The 16298-nt window shown below is 42.3% G+C and carries 20 protein-coding genes; 13 read left to right on the forward strand and 7 right to left on the reverse strand.

What is annotated here, in order from left to right:
- Window positions 1-71 precede the first annotated feature (71 nt).
- A complete protein-coding gene (locus B5354_RS15100) occupies window positions 72-443 on the forward strand; it encodes an ArsR/SmtB family transcription factor (protein WP_079529636.1) in 372 nt (123 codons plus the stop codon).
- A 58-nt stretch (window positions 444-501) separates the two neighbouring features.
- Window positions 502-3024 carry a heavy metal translocating P-type ATPase gene (locus tag B5354_RS15105; protein WP_079529637.1) on the forward strand — a complete coding sequence of 841 codons (2523 nt, stop codon included), beginning with the start codon at window positions 502-504 and terminating at the stop codon, window positions 3022-3024.
- A 131-nt stretch (window positions 3025-3155) separates the two neighbouring features.
- Here the strand turns inward: B5354_RS15105 and B5354_RS15110 are convergent, their stop codons facing one another.
- Window positions 3156-3728, reverse strand: a complete 573-nt coding sequence (locus B5354_RS15110) for a GNAT family N-acetyltransferase (protein ID WP_079529638.1) — start codon at window positions 3726-3728, stop codon at window positions 3156-3158.
- A 131-nt stretch (window positions 3729-3859) separates the two neighbouring features.
- On the opposite strand from B5354_RS15110, the gene corA reads away from it, so the two are divergent.
- Window positions 3860-4807, forward strand: a complete 948-nt coding sequence (gene corA / locus B5354_RS15115; protein ID WP_079529639.1) for a magnesium/cobalt transporter CorA — start codon at window positions 3860-3862, stop codon at window positions 4805-4807.
- A gap of 499 nt (window positions 4808-5306) precedes the next feature.
- On the opposite strand, the gene B5354_RS15120 is transcribed toward corA, so the two are convergent.
- Together B5354_RS15120 and B5354_RS15125 are read right to left on the reverse strand one after the other, a co-directional pair.
- Window positions 5307-5867: an FAD-dependent oxidoreductase gene (locus B5354_RS15120; protein WP_079529640.1), complete on the reverse strand. Its 561-nt coding sequence runs from the start codon at window positions 5865-5867 to the stop codon at window positions 5307-5309.
- A 75-nt stretch (window positions 5868-5942) separates the two neighbouring features.
- On the reverse strand, window positions 5943-6275 hold the full coding sequence (locus B5354_RS15125) for a hypothetical protein (protein ID WP_079529641.1): 333 nt from the start codon (window positions 6273-6275) through the stop codon (window positions 5943-5945).
- A 433-nt stretch (window positions 6276-6708) separates the two neighbouring features.
- Here B5354_RS15125 and B5354_RS15130 point away from each other — a divergent pair, with 433 nt between their 5' ends.
- The 3 genes from B5354_RS15130 (at window position 6709) to B5354_RS20555 (ending at window position 7987) form a co-directional block, all read left to right on the forward strand.
- On the forward strand, window positions 6709-7236 hold the full coding sequence (locus B5354_RS15130; protein ID WP_079529642.1) for an HD domain-containing protein: 528 nt from the start codon (window positions 6709-6711) through the stop codon (window positions 7234-7236).
- A 364-nt stretch (window positions 7237-7600) separates the two neighbouring features.
- Window positions 7601-7741, forward strand: coding sequence for a YrzI family small protein (locus B5354_RS20550; RefSeq protein WP_176142508.1), 141 nt, complete (start codon window positions 7601-7603; stop codon window positions 7739-7741).
- Window positions 7742-7846: 105 nt separating this feature from the next.
- Entirely contained in the window at window positions 7847-7987 is a 141-nt protein-coding gene (locus tag B5354_RS20555; protein WP_176142509.1) for a hypothetical protein, read from the forward strand.
- Window positions 7988-8047: 60 nt separating this feature from the next.
- On the opposite strand, the gene B5354_RS15140 is transcribed toward B5354_RS20555, so the two are convergent.
- Window positions 8048-9400 carry a dihydrolipoyl dehydrogenase family protein gene (locus tag B5354_RS15140; protein WP_176142510.1) on the reverse strand — a complete coding sequence of 451 codons (1353 nt, stop codon included), beginning with the start codon at window positions 9398-9400 and terminating at the stop codon, window positions 8048-8050.
- 156 nt (window positions 9401-9556) lie between these two features.
- Between B5354_RS15140 and B5354_RS15145 the strand changes: the two genes are divergently transcribed.
- The 4 genes from B5354_RS15145 to B5354_RS15160 all read left to right on the forward strand — a co-directional run bounded on the left by B5354_RS15145 (window position 9557) and on the right by B5354_RS15160 (window position 13884).
- On the forward strand, window positions 9557-10834 hold the full coding sequence (locus B5354_RS15145) for a molybdopterin molybdotransferase MoeA (protein WP_079529645.1): 1278 nt from the start codon (window positions 9557-9559) through the stop codon (window positions 10832-10834).
- An 18-nt stretch (window positions 10835-10852) separates the two neighbouring features.
- Entirely contained in the window at window positions 10853-11863 is a 1011-nt protein-coding gene (gene moaA / locus B5354_RS15150; RefSeq protein ID WP_079529646.1) for a GTP 3',8-cyclase MoaA, read from the forward strand.
- 184 nt (window positions 11864-12047) lie between these two features.
- Complete coding sequence (locus B5354_RS15155) at window positions 12048-12473, forward strand: YwpF-like family protein (RefSeq protein WP_079529647.1); 426 nt, start codon at window positions 12048-12050, stop codon at window positions 12471-12473.
- A 55-nt stretch (window positions 12474-12528) separates the two neighbouring features.
- Window positions 12529-13884, forward strand: coding sequence for a TrkH family potassium uptake protein (locus B5354_RS15160; RefSeq protein ID WP_079530600.1), 1356 nt, complete (start codon window positions 12529-12531; stop codon window positions 13882-13884).
- Window positions 13885-13923: 39 nt separating this feature from the next.
- Here the strand turns inward: B5354_RS15160 and B5354_RS21115 are convergent, their stop codons facing one another.
- Together B5354_RS21115 and B5354_RS15170 are read right to left on the reverse strand one after the other, a co-directional pair.
- Entirely contained in the window at window positions 13924-14058 is a 135-nt protein-coding gene (locus B5354_RS21115; RefSeq protein ID WP_079529648.1) for a YjcZ family sporulation protein, read from the reverse strand.
- A 63-nt stretch (window positions 14059-14121) separates the two neighbouring features.
- Complete coding sequence (locus B5354_RS15170; protein WP_079529649.1) at window positions 14122-14334, reverse strand: hypothetical protein; 213 nt, start codon at window positions 14332-14334, stop codon at window positions 14122-14124.
- 511 nt (window positions 14335-14845) lie between these two features.
- On the opposite strand from B5354_RS15170, the gene B5354_RS15175 reads away from it, so the two are divergent.
- From B5354_RS15175 to B5354_RS15185, 3 genes are all read left to right on the forward strand, one after another.
- Window positions 14846-15070: a DUF1659 domain-containing protein gene (locus B5354_RS15175; protein ID WP_079529650.1), complete on the forward strand. Its 225-nt coding sequence runs from the start codon at window positions 14846-14848 to the stop codon at window positions 15068-15070.
- Window positions 15071-15092: 22 nt separating this feature from the next.
- Window positions 15093-15305, forward strand: coding sequence for a DUF2922 domain-containing protein (locus B5354_RS15180; protein WP_079529651.1), 213 nt, complete (start codon window positions 15093-15095; stop codon window positions 15303-15305).
- A 78-nt stretch (window positions 15306-15383) separates the two neighbouring features.
- On the forward strand, window positions 15384-15521 hold the full coding sequence (locus B5354_RS15185; RefSeq protein WP_079529652.1) for a YvrJ family protein: 138 nt from the start codon (window positions 15384-15386) through the stop codon (window positions 15519-15521).
- A 40-nt stretch (window positions 15522-15561) separates the two neighbouring features.
- On the opposite strand, the gene lepB is transcribed toward B5354_RS15185, so the two are convergent.
- Window positions 15562-16083, reverse strand: coding sequence for a signal peptidase I (gene lepB / locus B5354_RS15190; protein ID WP_079529653.1), 522 nt, complete (start codon window positions 16081-16083; stop codon window positions 15562-15564).
- Window positions 16084-16298: the final 215 nt, after the last annotated feature.

Raw genomic sequence — 16298 nt, forward strand, 5'->3', positions numbered from 1 at the left:
GACAAAACTCAGAAAGGTACATATGCTAGTTATATAAATAATCAAACAAATATTTGAATGTAGGTGATGAAATGTCAGAGGAGATTTTGAAAAGCAGTACAAAGGATACATGTGATACGTTTTGTTTTGATGAACAGAAGGTGGAGCGGCTTCAACCTCAAATAGATGAGGTTGAAGGAGTAGAGTTAATCTTTAAAGCGTTATCCGATGCTACACGACTCAAGATAGCGTATGCCCTAACGTTAGATGAGGAATTATGTGTGTGTGATGTCGCGAATATTATCGGATCAACTACGGCTACTGCTTCTCACCATTTGCGCCTATTACGGAATATGAGATTAGCCAAGTATCGCAAAGAGGGGAAATTGGTATTCTATTCCTTGGCAGATGAGCATGTCCACCAGCTCGTTTCGATTGCGATGATTCACTCTAAAGAAGGATAAAAGGTTAATAAGACATCTTATAAACTGAACATTTATCGGGATTAGTGGAGGAATTGATATGAGTAACTCACGAGAACAAATTCATAAAAATGGTTGCACAGGTGAGGATTGTTCATCAGAGGAAACACAAACAACTGCAGCCTCGGAAAGAACTCCTTCATGCTGCGAAGAGGAAACTCAAGTAGCAGCTCCACCTTCTGCTTGCTGCGGGAATGATGATTGTGGGGAAGATGACTTAACCACTAGCCATGGACAAAGTGGAAAGTCGCTTGAAACATTGGAGTATCAGGTGAAAGGGATGGATTGTCCTTCTTGTGCGGCTACCATTGAGAAAGGGCTTAAGAAAACAAAAGGAGTAGAGACGGTTCAAGTCAACTACGGTACTGGTAAATTGACTGTCGGGGCTGATTTTTCCTTAGATTCAGAGCAGATCCCGAAACAGGTCCGAAAATTAGGGTTTGAGGCTGAGTCTGTTCCTGCAAAAGCAAGGAAGAATACGCAAACCTACAAGGTTGAGGGGATGGATTGTGGTTCCTGTGCCATGACAATTGAAAAGCACCTTACTAAAAACCCGAAGGTAAAAGAGGTACGTGTGAATTTTTCTACAGGGAAAATGCAAATTAACCACGATACCACTGACGAGGATGTTGTAAAGGAAGTAGAAAAAGCTGGTTTTAGCGCTTCTCTTGAATCAAGCGGGGGGAAACAAACAGAAACGGCTGACAAGAAGCAAGGAGTGTCTCTAACAACCCTTTCAGGTCTCTTCTTAGCCTTTGGATTCATTGGTTCTTTTGCTGCCATTTCACCAAACTTAAGTGTGATTTTGTATGGTGCATCTATTGTCATTGGCGGCTATAAGCCTGCAAGAAGTGCTTTTTATGCTATCAAAAGTGGATCACTGGATATGAATGTCCTCATGGCATCGGCAGCCATCGGAGCGGCATTGATTGGGGAGTGGTTTGAAGGAGCAATGGTTGTTTGGTTGTTTGCATTAGGAAATACATTGCAAAACCGGTCTATTGAACGAACAAGGGAATCGATTCGGAGTTTAATCAACCTTGCCCCTTCTGAAGCATTCGTGAAAATCGGGGATGATTTGGTACGTAAACTTGTAGAAGACGTGTCCGTAAATGATACAATCGTGATCAAACCGGGGGAGAAGATTCCCCTTGACGGAAGGGTTATTTCAGGCTCCTCAAGTGTCAACCAAGCTCCCATAACAGGAGAATCAATGCCTGTTGATAAGGAATACGGCGACACGGTATATGCGGGAACGGTAAATGAGAGTGGATCCTTAGAGGTTCACGTTACGAAACTAGTCGAAGATACAACGATTGCTAAGATTATTCATCTCGTAGAGGAAGCCCAAGAGCAAAAGGCCCCGACCCAGGCGTTTGTGGATCGCTTTGCAAAAATTTATACACCGATTGTTTTTGGCCTGGCCTTACTATTGATGATCTTTCCTCCTTTAATTGGACTCGGGGCTTGGGGAGAATGGATTTATAAAGGAATTGCTTTATTGGTCGTTGCATGTCCTTGTGCTTTAGTCATTTCCACTCCTGTAGCTATTGTATCGGCCATTGGAAATGCGGCTAAAAATGGCGTTTTAATCAAAGGAGGTACTTTCTTAGAAAAAGCAGGAGCTATTAAAGCGATGGCTTTTGACAAGACAGGAACTTTGACAGAAGGGAAGCCTAAAGTATCCGAAGTGCTATCTTTACATGGCGATCAAGAGGAACTAGTAAGGATTACACGAACCATTGAAGAACACTCTACCCATCCGATCGCTCAAGCAATCTCGTCCTATGCTGCTGAACGGAACATTTCTGTGAGAAATGGAAGATCCTTCAAAAACCTTGTCGGCAGAGGGGCCCAAGCCACCATAGACGGAGTGGAGTACTTCGCTGGCAATCCTAAGTTGTTCCATGAAATGAATGTGTCTCTGACGAATTTAGAAGATCGGATTCAGTCCTTACAGCAGGAAGGAAATACGCTCGTACTGGTAGGGACTCGTTCAGAGGTTGTAGGAGTGATCGCTGTTGCTGATCCTACCCGGGGGATTACCGTTCAGGCCATTCAAAAGCTAAAGAGTGTTGGCTTGGAAGAAATGGTGATGTTGACGGGGGATAACGACGGAACAGCTAAGAAAATTGCGGCCCAAACCGGCGTCGATCGTTACTTTGCAGAATTGTTGCCGGAGGATAAGGTGACAGCGGTGAAGAAACTTCAGGAAGAAGGAAAAAGTGTGGCGATGGTCGGTGATGGCATAAATGATGCTCCAGCTCTAGCGACAGCTGATCTTGGGATCGCGATGGGAGGCGCAGGAACCGATACGGCGATGGAAACAGCCGACATCGTCCTCATGGCGGATAACTTAGAGAAGCTTCCTCATACGATCAGTTTGAGCAGAAGAGCTTTAGCTATTATCAAACAAAATGTATGGTTCTCCTTGCTGACAAAATTCGCAGCCTTGCTATTCATTTTCCCAGGGATTTTGACATTGTGGATGGCTGTATTAAGTGATACTGGTGCTGCATTGTTGGTAATCCTCAATAGCATGAGGTTATTAAGACAGAAATAGGGGGTAAAAACCTCCCTATTTCTCTTTTTATGAATGATTCTCTTTTTTGTAAAAAATAGTTATTAACTTTAAATCGCCGTACGTTGTTGAATTGCTATTAGTGGACCTTTGACAGGCTTCATTTGCAACTCTTACTTGCCAGCCTGCCATTCCTCGCGAAGCACGCCCATCCGAATGGAGTCGTAATACCGCCCTTCATGAATACGGCATTTGCGCATCCGGCCTTCAAGTTTCATGCCCAGTTTTTCACCTACCCGCATCATGCGTTGATTTTTTGACCACGTAGTTAAGCCGACTCGCGCTAAAGGAAGCTGGGTAAATAAATAGTCAATCCAGAGGGTTAAAGCTTCTGTCCCATATCCCCCGTTCCAATAGGTCACATTATAAATGCCAATCCCCACTTCTAGCCATAGGGAAGGTTTATGTTCCCAATAGTAAGTGACAGTACCGATAATGGTATCGCCAACTTCGATGATCAGCCGGGAATCCGGTTCTTGCTGTTTCAACCGTTCTTGTCTGGCGTGTTCATGACTGCGATAGGTTTCTAAGGTATGAGGTTCTAATGGATAATAAGGGGCATCCCATTTCTTCCATTCGGGTTCTTCCTCCCCGTATATTAATTCCCACAAAATGGGGATGTCTAGATCAGTTATGCTGCGTAATGTGACAAGTTCTCCTTTAATGTGAATAGGTTGAACACTCATGCAGATCAGTCACCTTTCCGAAGTATGCTGATTCTATCGTACCACAGCTTTTTAAGGTAGCGAAGGTTTTAGCAGAGAAGGGAGGGGGAAGACTACCTACTAGTCGATGTCCAAGCTTAAAGGGTGGTAACATGTTGAAGTTTTATGGATATTCCAGCGTACATGGGTGGAGGGAAGGGAATTCCTTAGATGAACTCGGTGAGCTGGAGATGGAGTGGTACTGGGTCGATTTTGCCGGCCCGTCGGAACAGGAGATAAACCTGCTGCATACGTTTTTTCACTTTCATCCACTGGCCATCGAAGATTGTATGCATGATTTGCAGCGGCCAAAACTCGATTATTATGAAGATCACACGTTCTTTGTGTTCCATTCGTTAGGAACCACTATAGACAAACAAGAGATCGATGTGTTTCTCGGCGATCATTTTATCGTCACCTATCATAAAGAGCCTTCTGAAATCATTCAGGCAGTGGAAAGCATGCTGAAGCGAAGTCAGACTCATCGGGATAAAGATGAGTACTATGTGTTGTATCAGCTGCTTGATAAGGTGGTTGATCATTATTTTCCGATTGTTTATGAAATTGAAGATCATATCAATGAGATTGAAGACAATACGAAGAAGCTGTCTATGGAAGAACTGCTTGAGCAGTTATTTGATCGCCGCGGTGAATTATTGAAGCTGCGGCAAACGGTGCATCCGATGCGTGATTTACTGTATCGCATGTTAAATACGCATCATTTGGAAAAAGTCCATCAGCGAAAAGAGTACTTTACCGACATTTACGACCATTTGCTGAAAGTGGCTGAAATGATTGCTTCGAACCGCGAAATGACACAGGATATTCGTGACAGTTACTTATCGTTAAACTCACACCAAACGAATCGAACGATGCAAATTCTGACTGTGATTTCTGTGATTTTTATGCCGCTTACCTTTATCGTTGGGGTGTATGGCATGAACTTTATGTTCATGCCGGAGCTTAATGAAAAGTACGGGTATTTTTTCGTATGGGGAATCATGATTACGATGGCTGTCGGGATGTTTATCTGGTTTAAGCGAAAAGGATGGTTTGACTAACACGGTCCGGGGATACTTCCTCGGACCTTTTTTCAGACTAAAGCCGTACATTTTTTTCACTCTTCTGACCGTTACTGAAATGCGTGCTGCTTATTATAATCGTGGTATCAACCATGAAAGGGTGGATATCAATGATTAACGTATTCGAAATATCACTACTAATAAAAGAACGCCGCTTTAAGTAACCGCATGGAAGAGGAAAGAAAGCGTATGGAATTATACCGCTCCCTTTCCGCAGTATTATGGTGAAAATTGGGATAATACTACGAGTCGCGGATATATCTTCATTTTAGCGGTTATATTCTAATAATCGCTGATATAATTTCGAAATCGCAGTAATATCGAATTTATCGCGGATGAACAGCTTCCTCCATGACTCACAACAATAAAAAATCCTCTCTTATTTCTAAACTAAGAGAGGATTAGCTTTAAATCATACATAAGGGTTTAGAGACTTTCTCGACAGCCTGAAACACCAGAAACAGGCACCTTTTCTAGTCTACTTCATGATATCGTGGTCAACATAACGCTCACCGTTTAATTCACTGATTACATTAATGGCAACTCGTGCACCGTCACCTGCTGTAACGATTGTATGTACACTTACGCCTGCGACCGTTCCTGCCGCCCAGACTTTAGGTTTGCCCGTACGTCCGCGTTCATTCACCTTGATCGTTTTGGCTACTCGCGGTTCAGTTCCTTCTGTCGTATCAAGCCCGAACTGCTCCGCCGCTTTAACGGACATGCCCGTGGCAAAGATGATATGGCTGGTGTCGAAGCTGCCTTGTTCCGTTTGGATTGTGTAAAGTTCAGCATCTTCTTTAATCTCCTGCACTTCAGCCTCTACAAGTTCAGATCCGAATTTTTTCGCTTGTTCCTGGCCATCCTTTAGGAGCTTGGGTCCCTCGATTTCTTTAACGCCATAATGATTTTCAACCCAGGCTTTGGCTGTGATACTTTTTCCACTATCAAACATGACTACTTTTTTACCCGCTTTAGCCGCAAATATGGCTGCGCTTGCTCCTGCCGGCCCGGCTCCTATAATTGCGATATCATACATGAGATCCACTCCTTTTTTCTTTTTCTATGTTTAGAATAATAAAAAAATTCCAATTCTGCAACGCGGAGATCTGCATTATACAGTGATGGAAGCACACCGACATATTTGGTCCGGATCGTATTGCGTTCGGAAGCTTATGTCATCAATAGCTCCGTGGAATTCGTTTAAAATCACCTCGTAAGTTCCAGCTGTATTTTCCCCATCAATAATCAATAACACCGGCTCATCTACATCCATAAGCAGGAAAAATGACAATAATTTCGGTAAATGGCCTGCATCAGCTATGAGATTATGTTGGTGAAAATATATGTTTGTTTTATCCTTCGTCGAATGTTTATATATATTCGTAATTTGATTTGTCTTGATCGGATTTTTTAAATGAACATGGTATGAAGATAAATGACTCATTTCATCACCTCCAAATAATCGTTTTATTACAAATACATTACCCTGGCTCATATGAAGGTAAACCTTTGTGACTTGAATCGTGAAGGAGCAGTGTACACAGATCATTTTTTGAGACATGCCCATTTATTCGTAAAAAATTAGGGATGCTGTCATTTCACGGAATTACTGAAAGCTGCTATCCACCATTCTCTTCGTCAATATCACACAGAACCACAGTCGCTCCCTGGTCTGCATAGAATAAAAGCTAAGCCTACATTTCCGTGCACTCTCCAGTTATCAGCAGAGTTTCTTTGGAGAAATTCTGGGGAATATCACTTATGTGGAACAGTTTCCAATCGGGAAGTATTCCATTTGCCTCGTGTAAGAGGTCATACTTGAGACCGCTACTTGGGCATGCTATAGTCATTATCAAAAAAATAAGGAGGTGGGGAGGATGAAACGTGTAACCCTAGTCGATATCTTTAATCAACGCATTACACAAAAATATTTACAACGATCTGGTATTAACCATGCTGTTACGGTGGCTGAAAATGCGTTCGACATGGCCCTCAACGCCAATGTGTCGCTCGACTTAGCCACGAAATCCGCCTTGCTTCATGATATGGGTCATTATGAATGGTACAGAGATGGCAAGTGGGATTATGAGGAGTACCGGCGCCATGATATCCACGCCATCAAAGGAGCAGAGAGAGCTCATAAGCTATTGATCAGATTAGGAGAGGATCGCCTGGTTGCTAAAGAGGTTTCCTTAGCCGTACTGCTCCATACCGACAGTTATTTACCTTTTGAATTAACAGATCAGCGAACTCCCTTACAACATGTTGTTGCAGAAGCAGATGCTTTGGATGAACAGCCGGGAGGTCAGCATCATTATAAGGAAATGGAACCGAGTGAAGCGGTCGAACGGCTTCATAAAATAGATAAGAAGATTGAAAATATGCAGCCTTCGGATAACGAATAATAGAATTATTGTAACATTTTTCAGAAAAGTGCTTTACTTTTTCCGGGACATTCTATATAATTTCCAATGTAAGAAAAATTTACTAATGAAAGCGAGGTCGATTGAAATGAAAAACATGATGACAGCACCAGTTCAAGTTAATTGTATAGCATCGACCTGCGCAAACGAATCAATCTAGTTTTTTACGGGATAAATGTATTCATACTTGCTGCAGGCGGTGCATATTGTAACCCTGTGGCTTTTTTAATGGAAAGAATCCCACTACGTGGGCTGATTTCTATACATGATTTTTGCCAAGCCACAGGACCCCTGTGGCTATTTTTTATGTAAAAAACTACCATTACTATGTAAGGAGGTGAGTTGCATGACGATACACTTTTTATTATTTTCCATTCATATTCAAAGAAGGCAAAAAAAACGTAGCGACATCCAGCATTCGATCTACAAATCAACGGCTTATGACAAGTTTCTCGACAGAAAAGCTCGTATGACTAATTTTTACTAAAGTGGGGGTGTATAAGATGGCGATAATGAGAAGAATTGTATTTATGGCTTGGTTGAACGTAGAGAAGGATACGGCATAGTTACGGAAGCGAAAGAGGTGATATCGATGAGAATCAATATGATTATTTTCACGATCAGCATTGAAAAGAGGTCTGCTGATTGGCGTGACGACGCGGAACGGAAGAAGTGTCGACACATTCATACGAAAATAGAAGAAAACAAACGTAAACACTTATATATAGGATAGAGAAAAAGGTGTCCCAGAAGCGTAAGTAACACTTGAGGGACACCTTTTCTTTTAAAAAGTTTAAAAGAAACTTGGAATATCACTTTCTGCTGTTGGGTATCCCCAAAGCATATTTCTCAGATCAGATTTTGTCATTTTCTTTTCAATAGCAGCCGTAAAAAGGTTAATGAGATGGTCACCATGACTTGATAATACGTGTGCTCCGATTAGCTCATCGGTAAACGGGTTCATCAGTAATTTTACATAAGCTCCTTCGTCGTTCATCCGCTTGTAGGTGAAAAAGGAATGTACGGTTCTCGATTGCACTTCATATGGAATCTTTTTTTCCTTAGCTTCCTGCTGCGTGATGCCGACTGAACCAAGGATCGGGTACGTAAATACAACAGAAGGGATGGCTGAAGTGATCAGCGGCTGTTCTTGCCTGTCGACTAGATGATGCATCAGTCGTTCAGCTTCCTCTCCCGCTGGCGGGGTTAATGCTTTTAATCCTGAATCTGCCGCATCCCCTGCAGCGTATATGTGCGGCTGGGAGAGTGATTGAAAGTTATGGTTAACTTTTACTCCATCCTCCGTTGCTTCTACTCCAGCTTCATCCAAGTTCAGCGCTTCAAGGTTCGCCTGGCGTCCTGCTCCATGAATGACGAGGTCTCCTTTTATTTCATGTTCATGGTCAAACTTCTTCACACGTAAACTGTAACCGCCGCTATTGAGGTGTTCAATTTCTTTCACCTCTGTACCTGTGTGGATGTCAATGCCCAGGTCCTTTGTATGTTCAATCAGCTTATTGGAAATTTCGGTATCGACAAAGTCAAGGACATGTTTGCCCCGGTGCAGAATGATCACATCTTTTCCAAGTCGAGCACATAAATGAGCGAACTCAAATGAAATGTAGCCGCCTCCGACAAAAACAACCCGATCGGGTATGTCTTCAAGTTCGAAGAAATCGTCACTTGTAATCATGTGCTCGTACCCGTTAATCGGCAAAGGGGCGGGATGCGCTCCTGTAGCAATGACAAACTTCTCAGCGGTGATATTCTCCTCACCGATTTTTAAGGTGTGAGGGTCGAGAAATGCAGCTGTCCCATGGTAGGTGGTAATACCTTTTTCTTTCAAGGATGTTTCGACTGATTCGGCAACAGGTTCGGTGAACGAATCTTTGTACGCCTTCAAATCCTTCCAATTTAAGCTGAAATCCCCGCTTATTCCTTTTCCCTTTAAACGTTTTGCATCTTCATAAGCTTCCATTACACCTGTTAGAACCCTCTTCGGATCACAGCCTCTTTGCGGGCAAGTGCCGCCGTAAGGCCTTGCATCAACAATGGCTGTCGAAAGTCCCCTTCTTTGTGAAATGGTTGCAGCTGTGCTGCCCGCTACTCCTGTTCCGATTATAATAACGTCGTATGTAGTGTTCATGAATAAGTTACCTCCTTTAAAGCTTCTATATAATCTCATACCCCTATATGGATCGCAAGAAACCCATCATTGAAGTACATAAATTTTGAAATTATTGATTGATTCCGTTATGGTCAAAAAAAGACTATATTTTTAAACGGGTAAAGGGTGAGGAACATGAATTTACATAGAAAACCGATTCCTGTAGAAGAAGCTGTCCAACGTGTTATGAAACACAAACCGCAGCAAAAGACAGAGAAGGTACTATTGGAAGACAGTTATGGACGTATTCTTGCCGAAGAGATTAAGGCAACCCATGCTGTCCCTCCTTTTAACAAATCACCATACGATGGATTTGCCATCAGGGCAGCGGACACAGCCAAGGCCAGCAAGGATTCCCCAGCCCGCTTTGTCGTAACAGAAACAGTGGCGGCCGGTCATCGAGCCAGCCGCCCGCTTGAAAGTGGAGAAGCGGTCAGGATTATGACCGGAGCGGAAATTCCTGAAGGAGCCACTTGTGTGGCCATGTTTGAAATTTGTCAAACAGAAGAGGAGTCAAACGCAACGTACATGTCCATCAAACGCAGGATGGAAGATGGACAGAACATCATCGGCAGAGGGTCTGAGACAGAAGAAGGCGAGGTGCTCGTCTGTAAAGGGGAAACCATCAACCCTGGTATTCAAGCTGTTCTGGCTACGTTTGGCTATGCCAGGGTCCACGTTTACCAGCAGCCGCGCGTTGGTGTGTTTGCCACAGGTACAGAGCTGCTTGATATTGATCAGCCGCTTGAACCTGGAAAAATTCGAAATTCCAATGCTTATATGGTGCTTGCGCAGATCGAACGGAGTGGGGCAGAGCCGGTTTATTTCGGCAAGCTTGCCGATGACTTTGACACATGTTATGAGGCCGTTCACCAAGCCTTATCAGAAGTGGATATTTTAATTACCACAGGAGGCGTGTCTGTTGGTGATTATGATTTAATGCCCGATATTTATGAGAAACTGGGGGCAGACGTGCTATTTAATAAAATCGCGATGAGACCAGGCAGCGTAACAACCGTTGCCGCACTCGGCCAGCAATTACTGTTCGGGTTGTCAGGAAACCCTTCTGCTTGTTATGTAGGGTACGAACTATACACTCACCCGTTTATTCAAGCGTATTTAGGGAATCAGCGAGTATATCATAACGTGATCGATGCCGAGCTCGGAGCTGATTTTCCGAAGCCGAATCCATTCACGAGGTTTGTACGTGGATTCGTGCGTTATGAAGAGGGAAAAGTTTGCGTTTATCCAGCTGGAATCGATAAATCCGCTGTCGTCACCTCCCTTGCTCATTCTACTGTTCTGATCGTATTACGGGGGGGAACAAGAGGCTATCAACAAGGTGATGGGGTGCGTGCTATACTTTTAGAAGACCCTAAAGGGACAGCATCGTTTCAACTATACAACAGCTGATGAAAGGAGCAATCTAGAATGGTTCAATATGTGTTGGATCAATACGACCGCCCGATGAAGGATTTGCGAATATCGGTCATTGACCAATGTAATTTCAGGTGCACCTACTGTATGCCTGCCGAAATATTCGGGGATGATTATCGGTTTATGCCCACGGAGGAATTACTCAGCTTCGATGAAATTGTTCGGCTGGTCGAAATCTTTGCCAAATTCGGGACTGAAAAGGTTAGACTAACCGGCGGCGAGCCGTTAATGAGAAAAAATATGGATCAGTTAGTAGCAAGGTTGAAGCAAATTGATGGCATTAAAGATATCGCGATTACGACCAACGCGATTTTTTTAGTCAAGCAAGCCCAGAAGTTAAAAGAAGCTGGGCTTGACCGTGTTAATGTTAGTTTAGACGCGATTGAAGATGAAGTGTTCCAGCAGACCAATGGACGGGGGATCAAAACAAGTCCTGTATTAAAAGGAATTGAAGCGTCCCGTAAAGCAGGTCTTGAGATTAAAATCAATATGGTCGTGAAAAAGGGCATGAATGAGAGTCAAATTCTGCCTATGGCGAAATACTTTAAGGAAACAGGCGATACGTTACGGTTTATTGAATTTATGGATGTGGGCAACCACAATGGCTGGAATATGGACACAGTCATATCCAAGCAGCAGATCATTGATACCATTCATGCTGAAATGCCGCTGGAACCACTAGAACCGAATTATTATGGAGAAGTCGCGAACCGCTACAAATATAGTGACAGCGAGGCTGAAATCGGAGTGATTTCATCGGTCACCGATGCTTTTTGCAGCAGCTGTACACGAGTGAGATTATCAGCGGATGGCCAATTATACACCTGCTTGTTTGCGAGTGAAGGCTATGATATTAGGGAAATGTTAAGAGATGACAGCAGTGATCAGGACATTATTTCAAAGCTGATTAAAATTTGGACGAAGCGGGATGATCAATATTCTGTGGAAAGGGGTGAAGGCAAGCCCACGAAGAAAAAAATCGAAATGTCCTATATTGGCGGATAGGTTTGAGCAAGCCATCCTAGAAAGAATAAGCTCCTGCAGTGAGCCCTAACTCATTAGGGGCTTATTTTTTTTGAAGAAAGCTCAAGGACGCCTTGTTTGACTAAAAAACAAGTGACTGCTTTACTCCAATCAGCTTCGTACTCTATAATGATAAAGATAGAAAGCCAACCTGGAGGTGCAATTTGTGAAAACATTTAAACTTGTGTCGCTTGATATCGTAGAAGAGAAAAACGATGATCTGACACAAAGACGGATAAAGTTGAGCGATGGGTTGATTATTAACCGTGAAGACGACAAAGGACGCTGGGTTGTCGAAGCTTATGTAGACCGCAGTTATGAGGAATACTTTCAAACAATCCAGGATAATGAAGAAGAATTGATGATTCAAGTTAAAATTACGAAAAAAAGCAATCGACCTGCCACTTTTCTCGTAAAAGTTATTGATAACAATATAATTGGGGATTATATGAATGTGATCTTTATGGGTAACATCGTCGATCGCCGTCGGGAAAATATTGAAAAAGTATTAAAGATGCTCATGGATGAAGGGTTCCAGGGCGATGAATTACTTGAGGAGTTTAAACGCCGCGGGGAAGAACAGAAAGGGTAATTCGCCGGGGGTTACATATTAGGAATGAGTGTTGTTTAAAGGAGTATGCTTTATGATGTGGGTGAAGAGACGTAGCCTATGGTGGCTTAATAAACTGTCACCGTTTCAATTAATTGCGTTATTTTATCTGTTTGCTGTGACGATTTCTTCGATTTTAATTGCTTTGCCGGTTGCTCATCAACCTGGAGTGAATCTTGCATTTATCGATATTTTATTCACGGCAGTAAGTGCTGTAAGTGTAACAGGGCTGACCACGGTATCAACGGTGGAAACATTTAGTACGACAGGGATCTTTATACTGGCCTTTGTTCTTCAATTCGGCGGGATCGGGGTCATGACGTTAGGGACTATGGTCTGGCTGATTCTCGGTAAAAAAATTGGCATGAAAGAACGGCGGCTGATTATGGCTGACCAGAACCAAACCTCTTTCCAGGGCATGGTTCGGATGGTTAAACAAATTGTCATCGTCGTTTTGCTGATTGAGTTAATTGGGTTCTTGGTATTAGGGACGTATTATTTGCAATACTACGATCCCGCACAAGCCTATTTACAAGGCTTTTTCAGTTCGATTAGTGCTACGACCAACGGTGGTTTTGATATAACGGGTCAATCGTTAGTTCCTTTTCAGAATGATTATTTCGTGCAGTTCATTCATATGGTACTTATTATTGCTGGGGCTATTGGATTCCCAGTTCTAATAGAGGTCAAACAGTACCTCTTTAAGCCCACCCATAAAAAAATACAATTTACGTTGTTTGCCAAGCTGACGACATTTACTTTTTTTGCCTTAGTGGTAGTAGGGGCATTAATGATTGCCATTTTTGAGTACAATCACTTCTTTGCAGGTAAGGATTGGCATGAAATTTTATTTTTCTCGTTATTCCAATCTGTCACGACGAGGAGTGGGGGATTGGCGACGCTCGATATTAATCAATTTACAGGCCAAACCCAATTATTCATGTCGGGCTTAATGTTTATCGGGGCCTCTCCCAGTAGTGTAGGGGGAGGAATTCGTACCACAACGTTTGCTCTTGTTATTATTTTCATTTTAACGTTCGCTCGCGGTCACAGTCATATTAAGATCTTTCGAAGAGAAGTTCACAGTGAAGACTTAAATCGTGCAGTTGCCGTGACAATGATGGCGGTGTTAACTTGTTTTACAGCGGTTCTTGCCTTGACCATAAGTGAACCTTACGATTTGAATAAACTCATTTTTGAAGTTTGTTCTGCTTTTGGGACAACGGGATTATCACTTGGCATTACAGCCGGATTGTCTCCTTTTGGCAAAGTCGTCCTCATGCTGCTGATGTTTATCGGACGGATCGGGATTCTTACCTTTTTGTTCACATGGAAAAAAGACCGAAAAGTAAGCAATTACCATTATCCGAAAGAGAGAATTATAATCGGGTAATAAAAGACTGTACACAGCGAAAAAGCTGTGTACAGATCATCACATATATATAATGGCGCCTACAATAATTAAGAGGATAAAGAGGACTACAATAAGGACTAAGTCACTAACACGAAATCGGCCACCCAAACTGCTGTTCCTGCAATGACATCCATATAGGCTGCCTCCGTGCATAAGCTCACCTCCAGTTGAATCTACACAATAGCCTATGCGGAGGCAGCAAAGCTGTATGGGTGCCTACCCATTTACAGATGAAAATTCGTCCATACATTCGGTTTTGGAAACGGTAATGATTTTAGATTGGTGATTGTTAAGGTCTTTCACATTGGAAAATGAATTTTCTTCATCAAGCTCATTACACCAGTGATTCACGTTATCGTTTTTCAATTCGTTAATGAGCAGCGGGGCAGTTATATGATTTGGACTTGATATACGCTGATTCGCATTCATGTGAACGCCTCCTCTTCACTCATTATGCCCTGGACCCTTTTGTTCTATTTACATTTTATGATACACTTATACAAAATTTGAGAAAGCGCTATCTTGGCGAAACGGAGCCCTCTTAAAATTTCCCGGGGAATGAAGCAGACGAGATTGTACAATCTATAGTATAATAGGGGAGAATTAATCCTATAACCCTTAAACGTTCTTTAATAGGAAAACAGAGTGAATTGTAAAAGAGGAAGCACGTATGTGAAACTTTTGCTACAATAGAAGCGGTGAGGAGGTGCTGGTATGGAAGCCATCATTATGTTTATTGTCTGTGTGGTCATTTTAGTTGGATTTATGGGATTCTGTATTTTTGACCGTGGATAAATCCAGCACATAAAGCAACATCCATCATACACAGTAAAATCAAGGAGTAAACACCTGAGGTCAGGGTGTTTGCTTTTTTTTATGAAAAAATAGACACCTGCCTGACGGTCACCTTCGATTATAAGAGTGAAAGGAGGTGATCAACATGGCGGTAACAGCAGACAAAACGAACTCCCAATTGCAGCTCGTATTTGAAAATGGAACAGATGAGAAAGGAAACGTGAAATACCGTACGAAATCGTTCAATAACGTGAAAATGGACGCTACAGCAGACCAGCTTTATAACGTAGCCATTGCGCTTGTACCATTGCAGCAACGCTTGCTATCGATGATTGAACGTAATGATTCAGCTATTCTAACTAACCTATAATTCGTAAAAAGGAGGAGTACAGATGAAGAAGCTCGAGCTTAAATTTCTGAATGAAGAGGGAAGTATTGTAACGATTTCCCTCGATGAACCTGTTGAGCCGGTAGATCAAGTTGCGATTCATGCAGCGATGGATGCCGTTATTGCAGAGAATTGCTTCTATTCCAGTGGAGGAAATTTAGTGGAGAAAAAGCAGGCTAGGATTGTAGAACGCAACGTGTTCGATATTGAGTTATAAAATTTAGTCACACCAAATTGGCCATTATGAAGATAAGCTTCATAATGGCTTTTTTAATGGAAGAAAGGAGTGTCAGAAATGGATACTTGGCTGCCATTCATAACAGATGTGGGCTTCCCCATTGCGGTCACCTTTTATTTATTACACCGTGTGGAAGGAAAACTGGATGATCTGATTGAATCCATCCATCATCTTCCTGACAAAATGAACGGATAGTAAAAAAGCGCGCCAGCTTTTAATAAGCGGCGCGCTTACTTTATTGTGTTAAGCTGATTTCATCAAATGGATAAATAATAAGTTCTGTTCGACCGATGATTTCCTCTTCTTTAATAAATCCCAGTCCATTACGACTGTCTTTACTGATTGCCCGATTATCTCCCATCACGAAGTATGTGTTATCAGGTACTTTAATGGGCCCAAAATCTCTTGTTGCGTTAATGGCTTCTTTACTTAAAAAGTTCTGTTCTCGTTTCTGACCGTCAATATAAAGCTGATGGTTTCGAACTTCTATTGTATCGTTAGGCTTTCCGATTACCCGTTTAACATAGTTCTTAACAGGACGGTCAATAATGACAATATCACCATAAGAGGGCTCATCAATATAGTAAATAATTTTATTAAACATGACGCGTTCTCCGCTCTCAAGCGTAGGGTTCATGCTAGCCCCCTCGACGATTGAAGTAGCGAAGAAGAAAGTACGCAGTATAAAGGCAAGGACGACGGCGATGGCAATCGCTTTAATCCATTCCAGCCATTCTTTCTTAGCTTGTTCAGACAATCTGAATCTTCCTCTCTTAATCATGCTCGAACATCTTTCATTTTATCATACGGGTATAAAAATGAAACATTGTTGAGTACTGTAATCAAATTTTAACATCAAGCCGATCGAGATAATGAAAATTCAGTGAATCTTTTGAAATGTTGCTTTTAATTCTTTGGGGTGGTGAAAGAGTATGGTAAAATATAGTCTATATTCGCATACGCTAGGAGGTA

This window comes from Halobacillus hunanensis, assembly GCF_900166655.1.
Classification (GTDB): domain Bacteria; phylum Bacillota; class Bacilli; order Bacillales; family Halobacillaceae; genus Halobacillus_A; species Halobacillus_A hunanensis.

What these genes read in the sequence shown, in the direction of transcription:
- B5354_RS15120 (WP_079529640.1), bottom strand. Translation starts at nt 5,867, where the DNA reads ATGTATGATATCGCAATTATAGGAGCCGGGCCGGCAGGAGCAAGCGCA.
- B5354_RS15170 (WP_079529649.1), bottom strand. Translation starts at nt 14,334, where the DNA reads ATGAATGCGAATCAGCGTATATCAAGTCCAAATCATATAACTGCCCCG.
- B5354_RS20550 (WP_176142508.1), top strand. Translation starts at nt 7,601, where the DNA reads ATGACGATACACTTTTTATTATTTTCCATTCATATTCAAAGAAGGCAA.
- B5354_RS15125 (WP_079529641.1), bottom strand. Translation starts at nt 6,275, where the DNA reads ATGAGTCATTTATCTTCATACCATGTTCATTTAAAAAATCCGATCAAG.
- B5354_RS15180 (WP_079529651.1), top strand. Translation starts at nt 15,093, where the DNA reads ATGAAGAAGCTCGAGCTTAAATTTCTGAATGAAGAGGGAAGTATTGTA.
- B5354_RS15105 (WP_079529637.1), top strand. Translation starts at nt 502, where the DNA reads ATGAGTAACTCACGAGAACAAATTCATAAAAATGGTTGCACAGGTGAG.
- B5354_RS15130 (WP_079529642.1), top strand. Translation starts at nt 6,709, where the DNA reads ATGAAACGTGTAACCCTAGTCGATATCTTTAATCAACGCATTACACAA.
- B5354_RS15110 (WP_079529638.1), bottom strand. Translation starts at nt 3,728, where the DNA reads ATGAGTGTTCAACCTATTCACATTAAAGGAGAACTTGTCACATTACGC.
- B5354_RS15140 (WP_176142510.1), bottom strand. Translation starts at nt 9,400, where the DNA reads ATGAACACTACATACGACGTTATTATAATCGGAACAGGAGTAGCGGGC.
- B5354_RS15145 (WP_079529645.1), top strand. Translation starts at nt 9,557, where the DNA reads ATGAATTTACATAGAAAACCGATTCCTGTAGAAGAAGCTGTCCAACGT.
- B5354_RS21115 (WP_079529648.1), bottom strand. Translation starts at nt 14,058, where the DNA reads ATGCACGGAGGCAGCCTATATGGATGTCATTGCAGGAACAGCAGTTTG.
- B5354_RS15100 (WP_079529636.1), top strand. Translation starts at nt 72, where the DNA reads ATGTCAGAGGAGATTTTGAAAAGCAGTACAAAGGATACATGTGATACG.
- corA (WP_079529639.1), top strand. Translation starts at nt 3,860, where the DNA reads ATGTTGAAGTTTTATGGATATTCCAGCGTACATGGGTGGAGGGAAGGG.
- B5354_RS20555 (WP_176142509.1), top strand. Translation starts at nt 7,847, where the DNA reads ATGAGAATCAATATGATTATTTTCACGATCAGCATTGAAAAGAGGTCT.
- B5354_RS15175 (WP_079529650.1), top strand. Translation starts at nt 14,846, where the DNA reads ATGGCGGTAACAGCAGACAAAACGAACTCCCAATTGCAGCTCGTATTT.
- B5354_RS15185 (WP_079529652.1), top strand. Translation starts at nt 15,384, where the DNA reads ATGGATACTTGGCTGCCATTCATAACAGATGTGGGCTTCCCCATTGCG.
- moaA (WP_079529646.1), top strand. Translation starts at nt 10,853, where the DNA reads ATGGTTCAATATGTGTTGGATCAATACGACCGCCCGATGAAGGATTTG.
- B5354_RS15160 (WP_079530600.1), top strand. Translation starts at nt 12,529, where the DNA reads ATGTGGGTGAAGAGACGTAGCCTATGGTGGCTTAATAAACTGTCACCG.